The organism is Streptacidiphilus sp. MAP5-3 (genome assembly GCF_041262505.1).
Classification (GTDB): domain Bacteria; phylum Actinomycetota; class Actinomycetes; order Streptomycetales; family Streptomycetaceae; genus Streptacidiphilus.
The window spans coordinates 113,219-132,387 of sequence record NZ_JBGCCL010000007.1; the positions used below are offsets into that span (position 1 = coordinate 113,219).

Annotated in this window: 19 protein-coding genes; 9 read left to right on the top strand and 10 right to left on the bottom strand. The window is 71.4% G+C overall.

Translation table 11 applies throughout. The annotated features are described in order from the left end of the window. Positions 1-452: 452 nt before the first annotated feature. Complete coding sequence (locus ABH928_RS13570; RefSeq protein WP_370065753.1) at positions 453-2,195, bottom strand: MFS transporter; 1,743 nt, start codon at positions 2,193-2,195, stop codon at positions 453-455. A gap of 193 nt (positions 2,196-2,388) precedes the next feature. On the opposite strand from ABH928_RS13570, the gene ABH928_RS13575 reads away from it, so the two are divergent. Next, on the top strand, positions 2,389-2,817 hold the full coding sequence (locus ABH928_RS13575) for a hypothetical protein (protein ID WP_370065755.1): 429 nt from the start codon (positions 2,389-2,391) through the stop codon (positions 2,815-2,817). A 233-nt stretch (positions 2,818-3,050) separates the two neighbouring features. Here the strand turns inward: ABH928_RS13575 and ABH928_RS13580 are convergent, their stop codons facing one another. Beyond that, a complete protein-coding gene (locus tag ABH928_RS13580; protein WP_370065757.1) occupies positions 3,051-3,263 on the bottom strand; it encodes a hypothetical protein in 213 nt (70 codons plus the stop codon). A 264-nt stretch (positions 3,264-3,527) separates the two neighbouring features. Further along, complete coding sequence (locus tag ABH928_RS13585) at positions 3,528-4,523, bottom strand: helix-turn-helix transcriptional regulator (RefSeq protein WP_370065759.1); 996 nt, start codon at positions 4,521-4,523, stop codon at positions 3,528-3,530. A gap of 93 nt (positions 4,524-4,616) precedes the next feature. Between ABH928_RS13585 and ABH928_RS13590 the strand changes: the two genes are divergently transcribed. Further along, complete coding sequence (locus ABH928_RS13590) at positions 4,617-5,015, top strand: VOC family protein (RefSeq protein WP_370065761.1); 399 nt, start codon at positions 4,617-4,619, stop codon at positions 5,013-5,015. Positions 5,016-5,072: 57 nt separating this feature from the next. Here the strand turns inward: ABH928_RS13590 and ABH928_RS13595 are convergent, their stop codons facing one another. Beyond that, entirely contained in the window at positions 5,073-5,471 is a 399-nt protein-coding gene (locus ABH928_RS13595) for a transcriptional regulator (RefSeq protein ID WP_370065763.1), read from the bottom strand. A gap of 302 nt (positions 5,472-5,773) precedes the next feature. Here ABH928_RS13595 and ABH928_RS13600 point away from each other — a divergent pair, with 302 nt between their 5' ends. The 3 genes from ABH928_RS13600 to ABH928_RS13610 all read left to right on the top strand — a co-directional run bounded on the left by ABH928_RS13600 (position 5,774) and on the right by ABH928_RS13610 (position 8,206). Then, entirely contained in the window at positions 5,774-6,676 is a 903-nt protein-coding gene (locus ABH928_RS13600; protein ID WP_370065765.1) for an NAD(P)-dependent oxidoreductase, read from the top strand. A 240-nt stretch (positions 6,677-6,916) separates the two neighbouring features. Next, positions 6,917-7,441: a hypothetical protein gene (locus tag ABH928_RS13605; protein WP_370065767.1), complete on the top strand. Its 525-nt coding sequence runs from the start codon at positions 6,917-6,919 to the stop codon at positions 7,439-7,441. Between the two features lie 150 nt (positions 7,442-7,591). After that, entirely contained in the window at positions 7,592-8,206 is a 615-nt protein-coding gene (locus ABH928_RS13610; RefSeq protein ID WP_370065769.1) for a GNAT family N-acetyltransferase, read from the top strand. 51 nt (positions 8,207-8,257) lie between these two features. On the opposite strand, the gene ABH928_RS13615 is transcribed toward ABH928_RS13610, so the two are convergent. Then, positions 8,258-9,205 carry an alkaline phosphatase family protein gene (locus tag ABH928_RS13615; protein ID WP_370065771.1) on the bottom strand — a complete coding sequence of 316 codons (948 nt, stop codon included), beginning with the start codon at positions 9,203-9,205 and terminating at the stop codon, positions 8,258-8,260. 99 nt (positions 9,206-9,304) lie between these two features. Here ABH928_RS13615 and ABH928_RS13620 point away from each other — a divergent pair, with 99 nt between their 5' ends. Next, complete coding sequence (locus ABH928_RS13620) at positions 9,305-9,874, top strand: GNAT family N-acetyltransferase (protein WP_370065773.1); 570 nt, start codon at positions 9,305-9,307, stop codon at positions 9,872-9,874. A 224-nt stretch (positions 9,875-10,098) separates the two neighbouring features. Further along, positions 10,099-11,502 carry a ricin-type beta-trefoil lectin domain protein gene (locus tag ABH928_RS13625; protein ID WP_370065775.1) on the top strand — a complete coding sequence of 468 codons (1,404 nt, stop codon included), beginning with the start codon at positions 10,099-10,101 and terminating at the stop codon, positions 11,500-11,502. Between the two features lie 529 nt (positions 11,503-12,031). Here the strand turns inward: ABH928_RS13625 and ABH928_RS13630 are convergent. The 4 genes from ABH928_RS13630 to ABH928_RS13645 all read right to left on the bottom strand — a co-directional run bounded on the left by ABH928_RS13630 (position 12,032) and on the right by ABH928_RS13645 (position 16,631). Next, positions 12,032-13,273: a Dyp-type peroxidase gene (locus ABH928_RS13630; RefSeq protein WP_370066092.1), complete on the bottom strand. Its 1,242-nt coding sequence runs from the start codon at positions 13,271-13,273 to the stop codon at positions 12,032-12,034. Between the two features lie 95 nt (positions 13,274-13,368). Beyond that, on the bottom strand, positions 13,369-14,598 hold the full coding sequence (locus ABH928_RS13635; RefSeq protein ID WP_370065777.1) for an EfeM/EfeO family lipoprotein: 1,230 nt from the start codon (positions 14,596-14,598) through the stop codon (positions 13,369-13,371). A 3-nt stretch (positions 14,599-14,601) separates the two neighbouring features. Beyond that, positions 14,602-15,537, bottom strand: a complete 936-nt coding sequence (locus tag ABH928_RS13640; RefSeq protein WP_370065779.1) for an alkaline phosphatase family protein — start codon at positions 15,535-15,537, stop codon at positions 14,602-14,604. Positions 15,538-15,761: 224 nt separating this feature from the next. After that, positions 15,762-16,631 carry an LLM class F420-dependent oxidoreductase gene (locus tag ABH928_RS13645; protein WP_370065781.1) on the bottom strand — a complete coding sequence of 290 codons (870 nt, stop codon included), beginning with the start codon at positions 16,629-16,631 and terminating at the stop codon, positions 15,762-15,764. Between the two features lie 142 nt (positions 16,632-16,773). On the opposite strand from ABH928_RS13645, the gene ABH928_RS13650 reads away from it, so the two are divergent. After that, positions 16,774-17,691: a hypothetical protein gene (locus tag ABH928_RS13650; protein ID WP_370065783.1), complete on the top strand. Its 918-nt coding sequence runs from the start codon at positions 16,774-16,776 to the stop codon at positions 17,689-17,691. 90 nt (positions 17,692-17,781) lie between these two features. Here ABH928_RS13650 and ABH928_RS13655 read toward each other — a convergent pair whose 3' ends face one another. Continuing rightward, positions 17,782-18,456, bottom strand: coding sequence for a TetR/AcrR family transcriptional regulator (locus ABH928_RS13655; RefSeq protein ID WP_370065785.1), 675 nt, complete (start codon positions 18,454-18,456; stop codon positions 17,782-17,784). A 144-nt stretch (positions 18,457-18,600) separates the two neighbouring features. On the opposite strand from ABH928_RS13655, the gene ABH928_RS13660 reads away from it, so the two are divergent. Beyond that, positions 18,601-19,152, top strand: coding sequence for an NADPH-dependent FMN reductase (locus tag ABH928_RS13660; protein WP_370065787.1), 552 nt, complete (start codon positions 18,601-18,603; stop codon positions 19,150-19,152). The last annotated feature ends 17 nt before the right edge of the window (positions 19,153-19,169 follow it).

The following is a 19,169-nucleotide window of genomic DNA, read 5'->3' on the forward strand; positions in this document are numbered from 1 at the left end:
AACGGCATGGAGGGACCCATCGTCGGAACGTCGGTGGCGCAGGCGATCCCCGGGGGCAGGGACGGTCGCGGGGCCGCTGTGCGGCCTGGGCTCCACAACGGAGCGCACCGCGGGGCATCACCACCCGGTCTGAACCCTGTCTGACACATCTGACACACAGGGTCCTGCCACCGTACTGCGGCACATCCGGAACCGATCGGACCCGCAGATCGGGTCGGCGTGTGCCCTGGGCGGGTGACGGAGCGTCAGTCCGCAGCTCCTGACGGACGGTGGGGCCCTTGTTCGGTGATGGAGGGCAATGATCCGGACAAATGCACGTGAAAGGTGTCACACTCGGTCGGGCTGAATCCCGCCCTGACGTGATCAAGGGTGTCCGGGCGGGCGCGGAGAGTCACGTCATGCCCGGCGCCGGGGGTCACGCGGTGTGCGCTCGGTGTATCCGCCTGCTCGGTTCACGGGCAGGCCGTGCCGCGTGGCCAGGTGTACGGCGCGCTGACCCGATAGGTGCCGGGGGAGTCGGCGCGGAGGTCGGTCCAGTCGCCGTCGTGGATCAGGCAGGCGGATGTGCCTGCGGGGCCGGACGCGGCAAGCCAGGGTGACCAGGGCAGCCGCAGCTGCACGGTGCCCGCGCGCGGCATCGACAGCACCAGATCGGCGGGGTCGGTCGACAGCACCTGCGCCGGGGCCGCGACCAGCGGCTCCGCGTCCGCGACCCGGAACAGCTGCCAGTGCGCGTCGTGCCAGACCGGCTGCAGCCAGGCCGGGTGGGAGGCGACGATCGCCGCCTCAGCGCGCGCTGCGACGTCCTTCGGTCCGGCCTCCATCGCGATGTAGCCGACGGCCCACTGCCGGAGCCAGTCGTGGTAGCTGTCCGGGGTGAGCGTGGCGCCGGACGTGCCGTAGAAGAGGGGGTTGCGCGTCACGTCCAACTGCCGGTTCCAGCCCCGGGCCAGGTCGGCCGAGTCGACCAGGCCCCAGGACTCCCAGTGGTTGACCATCGGCACGGCCTCCAGCCGGGCCTGGTCGGCGTGGAGGCGGTGCAGCTCGGCCACCAGCGGCGCGGCCTGGGACGTCGGGGTGGGCGCGGGCAGGCCGACCAGGTCGGCCGCGACCAGCCAGTAGGCGGACAGGCCGAAGGCGACGAGCAGCCCGGCCAGCCGGAGCCCGGTCGGACGCGGCACGCCGGGTCGTGGCTCGGCCGTGAGCATGGCCAGGAAGACGACGCTGACCAGCACCATCGCCAGCCGTCCGACGTTCCCGCCGATCGGCGACGGCACGGCCCAGGTCAGCAGCACGCCCACCGCGTAGACGAGCGCGGCGATCCGCACCGTGCGCCAGCCGTGCGGGCACAGCAGCGCCGCGGCGAGCGTGACGGCCGTGGAGAAGACGACGGTCGACAGTGTGATCGGGTCCACGCCGTTGGTCGGGAAGAGCCAGGCACCTGCCGCGACCAGCACCGCGGGCGGGATCGCGAGTGCCCATCCGGTCCGCTGGCGCCGCGTCAGGATCAGTGCCGCTGCGACGACTTCGAGGAAGAGGCCGGCCAGCGGGCTGGCCGCGGTGGCGAGCAGCGCCAGCGCCGCGCAGCCGGCGATCCGGCCCCGGCCGGTCCGGTCGTGTGGGGGCCGTCCGCGTGCGGGCCGTTCGGACCCGGACTCCTCGTGTCCGGTCGCGACGACCACCGCGCCGAGCCCGAACGCCAGTCCCAACGCGAACGGGATCCGACCCGCGGCCACGTTGCACCAGAGCGCGAACGCCCCCCACAGGGAGGTCAGTACGGTGAAGCGTCCCCCCGCCCGTCGCAGCAGCACGGCCAGCAGGGCGGCCGAGGACAGGCAGGCCAGCAGCCCCGTGCCGACGACGCCGATCGCCGCCATCAGGTAGGGGGCGAGGAGACTGTAGGAGCCGGGCGAGATCCCGCCGTACCACGCCAGGTCGTCGGCGGAGCCCGGGTGCTGGGCGGCGAAGTCGGCCCACGCGTACTGTGCGGAGAGGTCCCCCGCGACGCCGGAGAGGTCCCGGGCCCAGTAGATCCCGAGCGCGGTCGCGAGCAGCACGGCGGCGAGGACGCCGCCGCTCCGGTCGGTGACGATCCGCTCCCTGGCGGTCCGGGCCAGGCGGCCGACTCCTGACTCCGCGCCCGACGTCACCGTGTGCCGCTCCCGTTCGTCTCCCGTGCGTCGGCTCTCCGCCACGCCCGTTGTGCCGACCCTATCCGGCCTGGCAGCACGTATCGCGTCGGCGGGGCGCGCGCCCATGGGCGTGCGCTGGGAAAACGGGGGAGAAACGGAAATACATCTACATCTACGAGTAGATTGGCGCATCGTTCTCAACCGGTCGTAACCGAAAGGGCGTCAGATGTCAGAACCGGTAACGAACAACAGTCGCGTGAACTCGCGTCCGCTGTCCCGGGCTCCGTTCTCCCCGCCGTCCATGCCGCCTGCCGCGCTGCATGCCGTCGGCCCCTATCCGGCCGACGCCCTCCACGCCTGCCAGGTGTTGTCCCGCCTGCTGACCTCCCTGCCGCGCCCGGAGAGCGTGCAGATCTTCACCGCGTCCCACTGGTCCGCGCCCTGGCTCCAGGTGCACCTCTACCCGGACCCGGACGACGTGCAGATGTCCCAGTACCAGCGCGCCTTCGGTGGCGAGGTGATGCGGCTGCGGCGGGAGGTGGGCGCGGAGCCCGTCGTCTACAGCGAGTTGGCGACGGTGGTGGACCGGGTGCGCGTCCAGGTCTGGAACGTCAACGCCGCACCGCAGGGCGTGGATCAGGGTGAGGACCTGGACGTGGATCAGGACGTGGACGAGGCGGAATGAACACCCTGCTGCTCTGGGTGCTCGCCGGACTCACCGGCGTCGCCGCGCTCGGCACGCTCGCCTGGGCCGTCACCGCCTGGCACGTCACCCGCCTCCAGGCGCGCCGCTTCGCCTACCGGGTCGACCTGCTGCGGCCCGCGTCGAGCAGCGCCGACCGTGACTGGTTCGAGGACTGCCTCGCCCGGCTCCACGACTCGGTCGATCTCGCTGTCGACCTCACTGCTGACGCACCGTCAACCGTCGGGCGTGCCCCGGAAGGGACCGGGCAGCCGCAGCGGCTCGCCGCAGAAGCAGAGCGGCCGGTCGGCGGGAGCCCGGTCCGCGCCGAGGTCGCGGAGGATGGCGCGGATCTCGGCGAGCGCGGACCGGACGGGGGTCCCGGTCCTGACCTGGATGGAGACTTCGATCGGGTCCCAGGCGACAGCTTGGGGTGCGACGTCTGCCATGCGAATGTGGATACACATGGGCATGTCCCTCGTGAGGGAGGCGGTCGAGCGGGACGCGGTGGCGTCTGTTGCCGCGCTCAGGGGGAATGACCCTACTCCCGCCGACGGGAGCTCTACCCGGGGTGCGAGGGACGAAATGCAGCTTTTGGACGCGCATGCGCACGGCGCGCGCCCCACGGGCCGTCTGGACCGAGGGCCTGGCTCACCTCGTTGAGGCAACCCGTCGCTGACGCATGCGTACGCGGCCTCTCGCGACCGCACGAGCTAGGCCTGGCGGGCGTAGGAGGCAAGGCGATCGGCGAGCGCGGTGACGAGGTCGCGCAGTTCATCGGGGCGCTCGATGACGAACGGCCGGTCGAGTGCGGCGAGTACCGCAGGCAACCAGTCGAGCCGCTCCGCCCGCAGCTCGACGTGCAGCCAGCGCTCGGTCGCCGGGTCCTGGCCTGCCGCGGGCTCGCGCTCCTCCAAGCTCGCGACGCTGGCGGGAAGGTGGGCGCGGATCTGCTCAACTGTCCCGTGGATCCGCAAGGTCACCTCATGCCGGTAGTCGGCCGTGGCGAACGCTGACAACACGCGCTGTGCCGGAGCGGGACCCACGGGCGCTTCGAATGAGCCGGGCAGGGTCCGCGCGTCTGCGATGCGATCGAGCCGGAAGGTTCGGTCCTCGCCGATCCCAGCGTCCTTGGCTGTGACATACCACCGGCCCGCATGGGCGACGATCCCGTACGCGTGCAGCGTGCGCTCGCTGCGCCGTCCGTCGCGGTCGGTGTAGCGGATCGAGACGGGTCGGCGGTTGCGCACCGCGTCGGCGAGGGTGAGCAGGACCTCGGCGTCCGGGGTGTCGAACTCTCCGGGCTGGTCCTGGTCCGTAAAGGAGAGCGATTCCAGGAGTGTGTCGAGCCGGCGGGCGATGTGCTTGGGCAGCACCCGCCGGATCTTCGCCGATGCCGTCTCGTTCGCCGTGTGCTGCGTCGTCGTCAGCCCGGTTCGGCGGCCGGCGACCAGGCCGAGCAGCACGGCCAACGCCTCGTCGTCGCTGAGCATGAGCGGAGGCAGGCGGTACCCGGGGGCGAGCCGGTACCCGCCGTAGCGGCCGCGCACCGACTCCACGGGCACGTCGAGGTCGATCAGATGATCCACATACCGCCGCACGGTGCGCCCTTCGACACCGAGCCGGTCGGCGAGTTCGGCGACCGTCCGGGTGCCGCCCGACTGCAGCAGCTCCAGGAGTGTGAGCACGCGGCCGGTGGGTCGAGGCATGTGCACAGTCTACTGCGAATACAGGACCGATTCTGTCCACTATTCCTCCTAGCCTGAGACGTGCACGCCTCCAGCACAGCCAAGGAGATCCCCATGAAGTTCGTCTCGATCCGCATCATCACCAGCGACGTAGCGCGCCTCGTCGACTTCTACGAGCGAGCCACAGGCGCGCGGGCGACGTGGGCCACCGAGGACTTCGCCGAACTCGACACCGCGGGCGCCACCCTCGCGATCGCCGGCACCCGCACCGTCCCGCTGTTCGCCCCGGGATCTGCCCGCCCGGCGGACAACCACAGCATGATCACTGAGTTCCTCGTCGACGACGTGGACCGCGTTCACCAGAACCTGACCGGCTTCGTGACCGACTTCGTCACCGAGCCCACCACGATGCCCTGGGGCAACCAGTCGCTGCTGTTCCGTGACCCCGACGGCAACCTCGTCAACTTCTTCACGCCCGTCACCCCGGCGGCCGTCGAAAAGTTCGCACGCTGACGCCAGCCCAGCTCAGCCGAGCCCAGGCCAGCCCAGCCCAGGCTCCGGGGTTGACGCCTAGTCCGCGTCGGCGGCGTGCGGCAGCTTGGTCAGCGCGCGGGCCATCTCGATCAGCGCGCGTTGCTGCGCGGCGTCCAGCTCGTGGAAGAGCTCCAGCAGCCGCGCCTCGCGCTCCGCGTCCAGGTCGGACGGGGTGCGGCGGCCCGCCGCGGCGAAGACCCGGGCGACGGTGACGGCGGGCGGCAGTGCGTCGGCCAGCGCGCGCAGGTCGTCGGCCGCGATCCGGCCGCCCGCGCCGCGTCGACCCGTCACCCACGCGTTGAGCGTGGCGTAGGGGACGCCGGCCGACTCCGCGAGCTGCTTCTGGGTCAACTCCGGGTGCTCGGCCAGGACGCTGCGCAGCAGGGCCGCCAGATCCTCGCCCGTCTGTTCGTCCCTGGGCCTGATGGGTTCCACGGCGACCATTATCGAGGGAGTGGCGCGCCAAATCCTATGGTCGGTACACGCCCGGCCGCCCCTCCGGGGGTGCACGCGCTGGCGCGCGCCCCGTGCGTCTGCCATGAGCTGCGCTTTTGCGGCGTGAGTCGGGCGGCGGGCGGGTGGTCCGCCGCCCGACGCGCAGGATGTCGGCGTTGCGCCACCCCCCGACTGCTAGTGTGCGAAGGACGACTGATCTGACGTCGGCCGCCGTCACCGATGACGTGCGCGGCGCGTCACCGGCCTCGGTCAGCACCCCCGGACCCAGAGGAGCCGTCGACGTGACGTCTGCGAGTGCTGCTGCCACCCCCACCAACCCCGTCGTCGCCGTGTTGGGCACGGGCATCATGGGCGCGGGCATGGCCCGCAGCCTGCGGCGCGAGGGGCTGGCGGTCCGCGCGTGGAACCGTAGCCGCGACAAGGCCGAACCCCTCGCCGCCTCCGGTGCGGTGGTGTGCGCGAGCGCGGACGAGGCGGTGCGGGGCGCGGACGTCGTGCTGACGGTCCTGAGCGACGGTGCTGCCGTCACGGCGGCGATGGCTGCGGCGCGTCCGGGCCTGCGTGCGGGTCAGATCTGGTTGCAGGCCTCGACGGTGGGCTTTCCGGCGGTCGAGCAGCTGGGGGCGCTCGCGGACGCGCTCGGCCTGCTCTATGTCGACAGCCCGGTCGCGGGCACCCGCCAGCCCGCCGAGCAGGGCCAGTTGACCGTCTTCGCCGCCGGGCCGGAGTCCGTCCGGGCCTCCGTCGCGCCGGTCCTGGACGCGATCGGCCGCCGCACGGTCTGGGTCGGCACCGAGCCGGGCCGCGCCACGGCGCTCAAACTGGTCGTCAACACCTGGGTCATCGACATGGTCAGCTCCATCGCCGAGTCCCTGAACCTGGCCGAGGCGCTCGGCGTCGACCCGGCCGTCTTCCTCGACGCGGTCTCGGGCGGCCCGCTGGACACCCCGTACCTCCACGCCAAGTCCGCCGCCGTCCTCTCCGGCGACCTGACCGCCAACTTCTCGGTCACGTCCGGTCTCAAGGACACCACCCTCATCCTCGACGCCGCCTCTCGCACCGGCACCCGCCTCGACCTGGTCCAGGCCGCAGCCGACCGCCTCACCCGCGCGATCGCCTCCGGCCACGGGCACGAGGACATGATCGCCACCTACTTCGCCGGCCGCCCGGAGGAGCAGGGGTAGGGCTCTCGTCGCGCTGCCTCCGCAGGATCAGGCTCAGGCGCGTGGCAGGGGCAGCCGCAGGTGAGGAGGCAGGCATGTTCGACCGTTTCGCCGAGCACGCCGAGCACGCCCAGGAGCTGTGGGGGCGTGGTCGCGCGGTGTGAGCTCCGGGGCCCCGCCCGGTCGGCCTGGACAAAGGTGCCCGGCGGCCGCTATCCATACGATCTGATTCGGTCGGACGACGAGGCGGGGGAGCCGTTCATGCGTGCACGTTCGGTGGTGGTTCGCGGGAGCGTGCTGCTCCTGGCTGCGGTGGTTCTGACAGGCTGTGCGAGTTCGGGCGGGCATGGGACGGCGTCCGGGCAGTCCACCCCGGCTGCTCGCGCCGTGGCGGCGACCGTCGCGCCGGGTCCCGGCTCCAGCGCCACGGCCGCGCCGACGCCGTCGGGCGTCTTCCCGTCCGGGCTGGGCGGGGTGCAGCAGGTGCGTGACGCCTTCGCCGAATTGCAGGCGACCTACACGGATTCGGGGTGCGCCACGCCCGGCAACTGCCCGTACTTCCTCAACCGGGTCCTGACCAACCTCGACGACCTCGACAACGCGATGAAGGCCAGCTCCGAGGGGCAGCCGCACTTCCGGCTGCCGCTCGGGTGGATCGCGCAGACGCAGGCAGCGTTCCACGACGACGTCTCGTTCGACAACCTCGACAAGCACCAGAAGCTGCTGCTCTCCACCCGCGACCGGATCAACTCCTGGATCCAGGCGTACCCGCAGGACTACCGCTGACCCAGCGGCAGGAAGGGCATCCAGCCGGGCCTGGTGCTCGTCACAGGCTGCTGCTGTAATAGGCACATGGCTAGTTCATCGCTTACATGTGCGCCGGTCGTCGCGGACTGGGTTTCTGGCTGGGTGGTCTCGCGGGGTGCATCCGATCCCGTGGCGCGGCCATGGGGCTGGACCGTCGACGTGGGGCAGCCGGGGCAGGTGGCGCGGCATGTGATCGTCGATGCGGATGTGGAGCGCGTGCGCGAGGCAGCCGCGCAGGCGCAGGGAGAGGGCTGGTGGCTCAAGGTCTTCCTGCCGGAGCCGTGCCAGACCCCGGAGGCGCGGGTCTGCGCGTGGCTCGGGCCCCAGTGGGTGGCCGACGAAGCGGCGTTCCTGATGTCGGTCGAGCTGACACCGACCGCGTCTGACGTCGTCGCCCCCGGCACGCTCCCGCCGGGGTACTCACTGCGCACCTGGATCCGGGGCGGCGTCGTGCGCGTGCTGGTCGCGGCCCCCGACGGCGCGCTGGCCGCACGCGGGCAGATGGGCCTGGCGGGCGAGGTGGCGGTGGCGGACCAGATCCTCACCACCCCGGCCCACCAGCGTCGCGGCCTCGGCTCCGTCGTCATGCGCGCGCTGCAGCAGCAGGCCCTGGCCTCGGGCGCCACGCGTGCCGTCCTCGGCGCGACGACGCAGGGCCGCGCCCTGTACGAGTCGCTCGGCTGGCGCGTCCACACAGCTTTCGCCAGCCTCTACCGCACCCTGGAGCCGACGAAGAGAGCGTGACCGGGCAGATGGGCTGAGGTCCGCCGCTTCGCGGCGCCCTCCCTGCCGGGCTCAGGACTGCCAGATGTCGGTGATCGGCTGGCGCTTGGCGCTCTCGCCGACCGGGGAGAGGCCGTAGAGGGACTCCAGGGTGCGCAGGGTGCGGTAGTGGTCGGTCAGTTCGGCGTAGTGGCCCGGGCGGACGTTCGCGCCGGTGATCAGGGTGGGGATGTGGTTGGACGCGCTGTTGTCGTCCTCGTCCCAGGTGACGACCAGCAGGCTGTCGTGGGTCTTCGCCCAGTCCGCGTACGCGCCGAGGTTGGCGCGGAGCCAGGAGTCGCCCTGTTGGACCGTGCCGTCGTGCATGTCGTTCTGGACGTTCGGGATGACGATCGAGAGGGTGGGCAGCGAGGCGTAACCCGCCGCGCTGGTCGGGAACGCCGAGAAGGTGCGGTTGTCGGAGGCCGGGATGTTCGGGAAGTTGACCCACGGGTTGTGCCTGCGGGCGTAGTTGCCGCTGTTGCAGCCCGTGTAGCCGGTGCCCGGCATGGACTCCGAGTAGCCGGCGAAGGTCAGTCCCGAGCCGAGGAGCTCCGAGCCGAGGGTCGGGCCGGTGAAGGTGTGCGGGCAGGAGTCGTCGGTCAGGCCCTGCGTCGAACCGGAGAAGAGGGCCAGGTAGTTGGGCTCGCTCGGGTGCGCGACCGCGTACGACGAGGTGAACAGCGCGCCCTGGGCGGCCAGCGTGTTGATGTACGGCGCGTCCGAGCTGCCGATGATGTCGCTGTAGGAGTGGTTCTCCTCCATGACGAGCACCACGTGCTGCGGCCGGGGCAGGCTGCCTGCTGCGGCCGGGGCGGTGGCGGCGGTCTGTGCGGTCAGCGAGCTCTGCACGGCCGACGGCTCGGACGGCCCGCCGGACGAGCAGCCGGTGAGGGCGAGCAGGGTGGCGACAGCGGCTGTCGCGGCGGTCACGGCGCTTCGCAGGGTCCGGGCGGCGGGGTGGCGGCGGGTCGGGCGCATGAGACCAGTCTTGCGGATCATGCCGCTGCTTGCCTGACGCGGGGTCGGACGGCGCGCCGTGGCTTGCGACGCGCGCGCTGTCCTTGATCGAATACGCCGGTGCCGACCTATCTGGAAACCCGCCGGATGCTGCTCCGCCCGTTCACCGAGGCGGACGCGGACGTCCTCGCCGCGCTCCACGGCGACCCGCAGGTGATGCGCTTCATCGACACCGGCCTGCCCGTGCCCCGCGAGGAGGTGGAGCGGGAGACGCTGCCGCGGATCATCCGCGAGTACCGCGAACTGCCGCCCGGTCTCGGCCGGTTCGCGGCGGAGGAAAGGGACTCCGGCGCATTCCTGGGGTGGTTCGCGCTGCGTCCGGCCGACAGCGTCGGGCTGTCCGACGGGATCGAGCTCGGCTACCGGATCCGGTCGCAGGCCTGGGGTCAGGGCTACGCCACCGAGGGTGCGCGTGCGCTGATCCGGCACGCGTTCCTCGGTCTCGGGCTGACGGAGATCGTGGCGACCACGATGGCGGTCAACGTGGCCTCGCGGCGGGTGATGGAGAAGGCCGGGATGGCCTACGTCCGCACGTTCGTCGAGGAGTTCCCGGTCCCGATCGAGGGTGCTGAGCACGGCGACCTCGAGTACGTGGTCAGGCGCAGCGGGTGGGATCGCCGGACGGGGTGAGGGGCACGCGGGGCCGGGGCGAGGGCCGGAAACTGACTTCAGGTTCTGAACTCAAGAAATCGACGCTTCCCTTCTCGCGCACAAGTCTTGACGCCACCGTGGGGTGAACGGGAGCATGCCAAGTGCTGCCCCGCCGGGGCAGGCGGCGCACACCCTCAGCGGCGGTCCCGACCTTCGCTGCGCACGCGATTACGGCCGCAGGACCCCACTCCGAGGAGCCGTAGATGGTCAGTGCACCCCGTTCTGCACCACACACCCCCTACTCCCATGCCGGTCCGAAGGCCGGTCCGACCCCGCAGAGCCGGAGGCCGCGTTCATGGGCGCGGTCGTTCGTCCGGCGCTGGGGTTCGGTCACGGCGGCGGGCTTGGCGGCCTTCGCGCTGCTGGTCGCCTCGCCCGGCGGCGCGCACGCCGACACCGTGCCGGGGCCTCCGTCCGGCTGGACCACCGTCTTCAGCGACGACTTCTCCGGCGGGGCCGGCTCCGCGCCCAACTCCGGCAACTGGATGTACGACACCGGTCCCGGTTCCAGCTTCGGCACCGGCGAGATCGAGACCATGACCAACTCGTCCAGCAACGTCTCCCTGGACGGCAACGGTCACCTCGACATCACCGCGCTGCGCGACGGCAGCGGCAACTGGACCTCCGGCCGGATCCAGACCACCAGCGCCAACGTCGGCGCGCCCGCGGGCGGCAAGCTGGAGGTCACCGCCGAGATCCAGCAGCCCAACCCCTCGAACGGGCTGGGTTACTGGCCGGCCTTCTGGATGCTGGGCCCGGGCCAGTGGCCCGAGAACGGCGAGATCGACATCATGGAGGACGTCAACGCCCTCTCCGAGGTGGCCGGGACGATCCACTGCGGTACCGACCCGGGCGGCCCGTGCAACGAGAGCAACGGCATCGGCAGCGGTCTCAAGGCCTGCTCCGGCTGCCTGACGGGCTATCACACCTACTCGATGGTGCTCGACCGGACGAACGCCTCGGACGAGACGATCACCTTCTACCTCGACGGCAACCAGTACTTCTCCGTGAGTGAGAGTCAGGTGGGCACGGCGACCTGGCAGCAGGCCTTCGACCACAACCTCTCGATCATCTTCGACCTGGCCATGGGCGGCGGTTTCCCCAACGGCGTCTGCGGCTGCACCTCGCCGTCCTCCGCGACCACGTCCGGCGGGACGATGAGCGTCGGCTACGTCGCGGCGTACACCACGACGGGCAGCGGCGGCGGAGGCGGGGGAGGCGGCGGCACGACCGGGCCGGTGACCGGCTACAACGGCCTGTGCCTGGACGACCGCTCGGCCAGCACGGCCAACTTCAACCCGATCCAGGTCTACACCTGCAACGGCTCGCCCGCGCAGCAGTGGACCTTCGTCCAGGCGGGCACGACGCTGCACGTCCTCGGCAAGTGCCTGGACATCAACGGCGGCGGGACGGCGGACGGAACGGCCGTCGACCTGTACGACTGCAACAACACCGCCGCCCAGGTCTGGATCCCGGAATCCAACGGCGAGCTCTACAACCCGCAGTCCAACAAGTGTCTCGACGACACCGGGTACGGCGGCTCCGGCACCCAGGCTCAGATCTGGGACTGCGCCGACACCGCCAACCAGGTGTGGAACGTGCCCTGACACATGTGTGCGGCCCGGTCCCCAACCGGGCCCCGGCATGACGCCGCCGCCGGGCACCCCGCCCGGCGGCGGCGCGCGTCCGAGGACAACTTCGGCCTTGTCAGGCCGGGTTGGCCGAAATGGGCGTGTGCGCGGAGCCGCAGTGAACAGGCGTACGATGCCGCGCATGTCCGACCCCGTATCCACGACCGGAGCAGAACTCTCCGCCCCGGCTGAGATGTGCGCGACCTGTGCGTCCAGCGGCTCCAATCCCCCCGGCGTGCTGAGCACTTCTGCTGTTCCCCTGGCAGCGTTCATCCCCGCCCAACGCAGCAGGGCTCCACGCATCGACGTCTCGATCTTCCACGCCGACCGGGCGTCGTACGGCCTTCGCCGTCGTGACGCCGTCGACGTCCTCTCTGGCATGTTCGCCGGGGCTCGTCAGGGTGCGCCTGACAGGCCCAGGCTCCTGTCAGGAGAGGCCTGACAGTCTGACAGGAGGTCTGACAGGAGGTGGGGCGCCGTGACCGATACCCCGTGACCCGGCCGGTCAGGCGAACAGCCCCGAGGCCAGCGTGTCGCGTGTGTCGCGGACGCCCGGGAGGGCGAAGAAGTAGCCGCCGCCGGTGGGGGAGATGTAGTCGACCAGGGGCTCGCCCGCCAGGCGGGCCTGGACGGCGGCGAACTGGCGGGAGATGTCCTGCTGGTAGCAGCAGAAGACGAGGCCGACGTCCAGGTTGCCGTCGAGGTCGAGGCCGCGTTCGTAGTTGTAGCCGCGCCGCAGGATCTGCTGGTCGGTGGTGGCGGCCGTGCGCGGGTTGGCCATCCGGATGTGGGCGTCGAGCGGGACGTAGAGGCCCTGCGGATCCGCGTGGTAGTTCGGGAGGTCGGTCTCGGCGGTGCCGTCCATCGGCGCTCCGGAGTCGCGGCGGCGGCCGATCATGCGCTCCTGTTCGTCGAGCGAGACCCGGTCCCAGAACTCGATCAGCATGCGTATGATCCGGACCACCTGGTACGAGCCGCCCTCGGTCCAGGACGGCTCGCCGTCCTGACCGGAGTGGCCCGAGGAACCGGAGTGACCGGGGTGCGTCCAGACCAGCGCGTCGGTGATCGTGGCGTCGGTGGTGTCGGGGTTGGCGATGCCGTCCTTGAAGCCCAGGTGGTTGCGCTGTGTGCCGGTCGGGCGCGGCGCGGAGTGGGTGCCGTCGATCTTCCAGCGCGGCTGTATCGCGCCGCGGGTGTGCTTGGTGATGTCCCGCAGCGCGTGGGCCACGGTGTCCCTGGAGTCCGCGCAGATCTGCAGTGACAGGTCGCCGTGCAGCTCGGTCGACGTCGCCATGTCGTCGTCGGGGAAGACGGGCATCTCGGTCAGCTTCGCGGGCTTGCGCGCGGCGAGACCGTACCGCTGGTCGAAGAGGGACGCGCCGACGCCGACCGTCACCGTCAGGCCGTCCGACGGCAGGACCGGTCCGAGCGTGCCGCTGTCGGTGGGCGCGGAGGCGAGGTCCGTGGGCGGCACCGGGCCGCCCGTGGTGAGCTGCCGGATCCGGTCGGTCAGCGTGCCGAACAGGTCCCGTAGCGCGTCCCGGTCCGGTGCGATCACGTCGAAGCTGACGAACGTCGCGGCTGCCTGTGGCGGCGTCAGGATGCCTGCCTGGTGCGGACCTTCGAACGGGATGAGGCGACCGGACGGCCCGACGCCCGTGGCTCCGGCGGACGTCGCCGCGCTCGCGGGGTCAGCCGAGTCCGCGGACTCCGCGGCGAACGCGCCGAGCGCCGCAGCGCCGACCATCCCGGCGGTCGCGCTGCGCAGGAAGCCTCGGCGTCCGATCGGGGCGAGGGATGCGGGGGACGCGGCGGATTCGGGGACTGCGGGCTGGGCGGGGTTCACGCGTCCGTCCTCGGGGCGAGCAGGTTGGGGATCTCGGAGAGCTGCTCCAGCAGCGCGCCGAGCGCGCCGTCGAGGCGTTCACGCCGGTCGCGGTCGAGCGACGCGGCAGGCGTCCAGCCGGTCCCGGTGCCGGACCCGGTCCCGGCCCCGGTTCGGCAGGCGGCCAACTGGACGCGGAACTGGGCGAGTTCCTGGTCGACGCTGTCCAGGAGCCCGGGGGCGCGCTGGCGCAGCAGCGGGGCGAGCAGGGAGAGGACCTCCTGCGTGCCCTGGACGTTGGCGTCCAGGGTGGCCAGGGTCGTGCCGCTGCCGTAGTCGTCGTGACCGCTGAGCTGGAACTGCAGGCCGTTCTCGAGGATCTCGTGCGCGCGCAGCGAGAGGTCCCCCGGATCGGTGTCCTCGCTCGGGAAGTCGGCGATCAGCCCCTGCACGTCGCTCACCAGCCGCTGCGTCAGCGGACGCAGGGCGGAGACGGACGCGCCGTGCCACAGGCTCTGCTCCAGGGCGAAGAACCCGGTCCAACCGGCGGTGCCGGTGCCCTGGGGGAGGCCGTCCGCCCGGCCGTCGATCGACGCGTCGAAATCGCCGAAGGAGTTGTACGCCGCGCCGAGCCGCTCGTAGTCGAGGTGCGCGGGCAACCAGTCGGCACGGGCCGAGGCCAGGTCACCGCGGGCGACGTCGGCGTCGAGGGTGCGCGCGGCGGTCAGCAGTCCGGGCAACGCGGCCTGGACCCAGGCGCGGTAGGCGGCGACCGGGCCTGCCAGTGCCAGATCCGGCATCGGCGCGTAACCGGCGAGCGTCCCGCTTGCCGAGCCGGTGACCGCGAGCGTGGGGGAGGTGACGACCGGCCCGTCGGAGAAGACGCAGCGCAGCGCATAGCGACCGGCCGCCAGCGAGCCGCTCAGCGGCAGTGTGTGCCGCGGCCCGAGCCAGCGGATCTCCGCGTAGGCGCGGTCGCCTCCCGGGTCGGTGAGGTAGACCGTGACGAAGGTCGACGCGCTGTCCGTCACCGCGAAGGCGACCGGCCCGGCCTGCAGCGAAGTCGGCGGAGCGCCGCAGCCGTGCTTGTCCACGCTGACGGCGAGGGGTGTCGGAGCGGATCCGGCCCCGGCCGTCGACGACGGGCCGTCGCCCTGTGTCAGCGCGACGCCCAGGGCGCCGCCCGCCGCTGCCAGGACCAGGGCCCCGGCGAGCAGCGGGCGCGCGAGTCGTTTGACTCGGGTCAAGACTCAGCCCCAGATGTCGGTGATGGCCGGGGCGGTGGCGGCGTTGCCGGTCGGGGCCACGCCGTAGATCTGCTCCAGCGTGGAGAGCAGGTTGTAGTGGTTGATCGTCTCGCTGTAGTTGCCGGCCACGACGTCCGCGCCGTAGAAGATGGTCGGGATCTGGTTGTTCTCCGTGTAGTCGTCCTCGTCCCAGGTGACCACCAGCAGGCTGTTGTTGGCCTTGGCCCAGGTCGCGTACGAGGACAGGTTGTTCTGCAGCCAGGTGTCGCCCTGGGCGACGGTGCCGTCGTGCATGTCGTCGTCGAGGTTCGGGATGACGAACGAGAGCGCCGGCAGGCTGGCGTAGTCGGAGCTTGCGGGGAAGCTCGAGTACGGCACGGAGTCGGCGGTCGGGACGTTGCTGAAGTTGACCCACGGCGCGTGCTTGCGCGCGTACGAGCCCGAGGTGCAGGTGGTGGAGCCGGTCTTGGGCAGGCCCTCGGAGTAGCCCTTGAAGGTGTAGCCGGCGCCGAGCACCTCGGACCCGAGGTTGGCGACCGTGCCCTCCTTGACCGGGCAGGCGTCGGAGGAGAGACCGAAGTCGCTGCCCGCGAAGAGGGCCATGTAGTTGGGCTCGCTCGGGTGCGTGACGGCGAACGACTGGGTCATCAACGCGCCGCCTGTCGCGAGCGAGTTGATGTAGGGGGCGTCACTGCTGCCGATGATGTCCGAGTACGAGTGGTTCTCCTCCATCACCACGACGATGTGCGCGGGCGTCGGCAGGGTGCCGGTGGTGGCGGCGTGAGCGGCGTGGGCGGCCGGGTGGGCGGCGACGCCGGCCGCGCCGTCCTGGATCGGCTGGGCCGAGGCTGCCTGCGGGACGAGCACGAGTGCGGCGGCACCCGCGGCGGCTGCCGCGGTGGTGGCGACGGTTGCGGTGAGGCGAGACGTGCGACGCATGGGGTCACTCCTGGTGGAGGGCAGAAAGTGCGTGGCCTGACTGTCTGTCACCCGTATGGTGCGCGCGCTGGATGCGGGGATCTGACGAGTTCGCGTCAGAATGGTGAACCCTTGCCCTCGCTTCCCGCAAGGGCAAGGTGTGCCGTTTCGGTGGAGAGTGCGGCCCGTTGCCGTTCGATGCCGCTCGTTGTGGCCCGCTGGGGCCCGTCGCCGCCCGCTGCGGCTCAGCCCAGGGCGGCGACACGCGGCAGGAGGGTCTGGCCGACCTGCTCCGTGAACGTCACCGGGTCGCGGTCCGGCGTCAGTTGGATCTCGCTGATGCCGAGCCTGGCGTAGGCCTCCGCTTCGGCGAGGAAGGCGTCCGGGTCGTCCAGCGGTGAGCCGCCCGCCACCACGGTCTTCTCGATCCGGTCGTAGTCACGGCCCTCGGTCCGGCAGTGCGCGCGCAGCACGTCGAGCTTGTGCGCCACCTCGGCCTCACCGGTGCCGAAGAGGTTGCAGGCGTCGGCGTACGCGGCGACCAGGCGGAGCGTCTTCCGCTCGCCGCTGCCGCCGATCATGATCGGCGGGTGCGGGCGGCTCAACGGCGCGGGCATGCACAGGGTTTCGGCCAGCTGGTAGTGCCTGCCCTGGTAGGGGCCGTTGTTGTCGCTCCACATCTGCAGGCAGATCTGCAGCGTCTCCTCCAGTCGTTCGAACCGCTCGGCGACCGGCACCACGGGCACGCCGAGTCCGTGCTGCTCGCGCTCGTACCAGGACGCGCCGATCCCCAGCCGGCCGCGCCCGGCGGAGAGGACGTCCAGGGTGGTCACGATCTTGGCCAGCAGACCCGGATGGCGGTACATCACCCCCGTGACCAGCAGCCCGAGTTGCATCCGCTCGGTGAGCGCGGCCACGTAGCCGAGGGTGGTGTAGCCCTCCAGCATCGGCTCCTCGGCGGAGCCGAGCAGTTCCATCTGGAAGTAGTGGTCCATGGCCGTGAACGAGGCGAACCCCGCCTGCTCGGCGATCCGCGCGGTCTGCGCGAGCGTCGGCGCGATCAGGGCCGGGTCGGCGGGGCGGGAGTAGTTCCAGTAGTGCAGACCGAGCTTCATGTTCCGATCGTAGGTCGGGACCGGTGCGACGAGCCGCGTGACAGGCCGACCGGGGGACTGACTCTTTCGGCGGCGTGACCAGCGGTGGTTCCACGGCGTTGAGTCGGCCGGGGAGTACCGACGTGAGGAGCCGAGGTCATCCATGAAACGGAAGCGCCTGACCGCCCTGTGTGCCGCAGCAGTGTTGCCGCTGCTGGCTGTCATGGCGTCGAACGTACTGACGTCGAACCATGCGGCGTCGGGTCACGTGGTGTCGAACCGCGCAAGGTCGAGCCATGTGGTGTCGAGCTACGGGGCGTCGATCCAGGCTGAGTCGACCTATGCGGCGTCGAACCACGCGGTGACCATGGCGGGGAGGGTGGCGCGGTCGCTCCGAGGTGGCGACGACTGGTCCCTCATCTTCGACGACGAGTTCGAGGGTGGCAGTCTCGACACCGGCCTCTGGCGGCCCGGTTGGTTCGGCACCGGCATCACCGGCCCGGTGAACAGCGAGGAGGCCCAGGGTTACGACTCCCGCAACGTCAGCGTGTCCGACGGCCACCTCGCGCTCAGGCTCACGGCCACGCACGGCGCTCTCGTCTCCACCAACCCGCATGACGGTCGGGCGTTCGGCGGGTTCGAGTTCACCGGCCCGGCGCTGATGGAGGCTCGCATCTACACCCCGGGGGGCACCACCATCTCCGGCTGGCCGGCCTTCTGGTCCGACGGCCAGAACTATCCCGCGGACGGCGAGATCGACGTCATGGAGGGTCTGGCGGGGCAGTTGTGCTTCCACGTCCACCAGATCACCGGGGGCCCCGGCCAGTGCACGGACATCGGTCCCGGCTGGCACACCTACTCGGCCTACTGGGACCCCTCCGCACAGACCGTCACCTTCTCCTACGACGGCTTCCCGGTGGGGAGCGAGGCGTTCGCCAACAGTGGCGCGCCCCAGTACCTGATCCTCGACAACACCAGCTCGGCCACACCCGTTCCGGACACGATGCTCGTCGACTGGGTGCACGTGTGGCAGCTGCATCAGTACCAGAACCCGCACCCGCTGGCGGCCCTCCCCAGGTAGGAGCACGCCGGGCGCCTGATGCATGGCGCATGACGGCCGCCGCCTGACGACAGCTCAGGAGACGGTGCAGGACGCAGCTCAGGCGACGCGTCAGGCGGGGCGGGTGACCCGCCTGACCAGGTCGCGCCAGCCGTCCTCCAGGTCGGGGAGGGTGCGGCCGCGGTTGACCAGCAGGTGCTCGGTGGCCATCGGGTCGAGGAAGTTCAGCAGCGTGTTGCTCAGCAGTTCCAGGTCGCCGGCGACGCCCGCCCGACGGAGCAGCAGGGTGATGTGGCGTTCGCGGACCACGCGGGCCGGGCTGGTGTAGCGGCGGTCCGCGCTCCGGTCCGCCTCGACGTAGAGGTTCATGTTGCAGCGCAGGTGGCGCAGGGCTGCCACGCCGAAGGCCTCGAGGCGCTCGACCGGAGGTGCGCCGGGGCCGACCGGCGGCGGTCCGAAGAGGAAGGACTGCTGGAGTTCCTTCTCGCTCTTGTCGATCACGGCGAAGAGCAGGCCGGCCCGGTCGCCGAAGCGGCGGAAGACCGTGCCCTTGCCCACGTTGGCAGCGGAGGCGACGCCTTCCATGGTCAGGTGCTCGGCCCCGTGGTCCCGGATCAGCGAGGACGCGGCGTCGAGGAGCTTGGCGCGGTTACGCGCGGCGTCCGCGCGCTCGACGCGCTCGACAGGTTCGACGGGTTCACCGTCGAGCAGGACCGGCAGCACAGGGAGCGACCTCGCGCCTGCCGTGGGGTGCACGGGGGCGGGGCGCTCGGAGGGCGACGTCATGCGGCCAGCGTACCCCGCTCCGGGGCTAACTGGACCGTGGTCCGTTTCATGTGTTTCACTGGAACCGGACCACGGTCCGCAAAACCTGGTCCGTAAGAACTTCCGTGCCCTGCCCGGTGCACGGTCTGTCTGTTGGGAGCATCCATGTCCGTCCGTATCGTCGCCCTGGTCGGCAGCCTCCGCGCCGGCTCCACCAACCGCCAGCTCGCTGAGGCGGCCGTGAAGCTGGCGCCGACCGGCAGCGAGGTCGCCATCCTCGACGGCCTGGGCGAGCTCCCGTTCTACAACGAGGACATCGACGTCGAGGGCACCGTCCCGGCCATCGCCACCGAGCTGCGCGAGGCCGTCGCCGAGGCCGACGCCGTCCTGTTCTTCTCGCCGGAGTACAACGGCACCATGCCGGCCGTGCTGAAGAACGCCATCGACTGGCTGTCCCGCCCCTACGGCGCCAGCCCGATCTCCGGCAAGCCGGTCGCCGTCCTCGGCACCGCCTTCGGCCAGTACGGCGGCGTGTGGGCGCAGGACGCGGCCCGCAAGGCGGTCGGTGTCGCGGGCGCGAACGTCCTCGAGGACGTCAAGCTCTCCATCCCCGGCTCGGTCACCCGCTTCGCCGAGACCCACCCGGTCGACGACGCCGAGGTCGCCGCCCAGCTGACCGCCCTGCTGGGCCAGGTCCACGCGGTCGTCTCCGCCTGATCACCCTTCGGACGGCC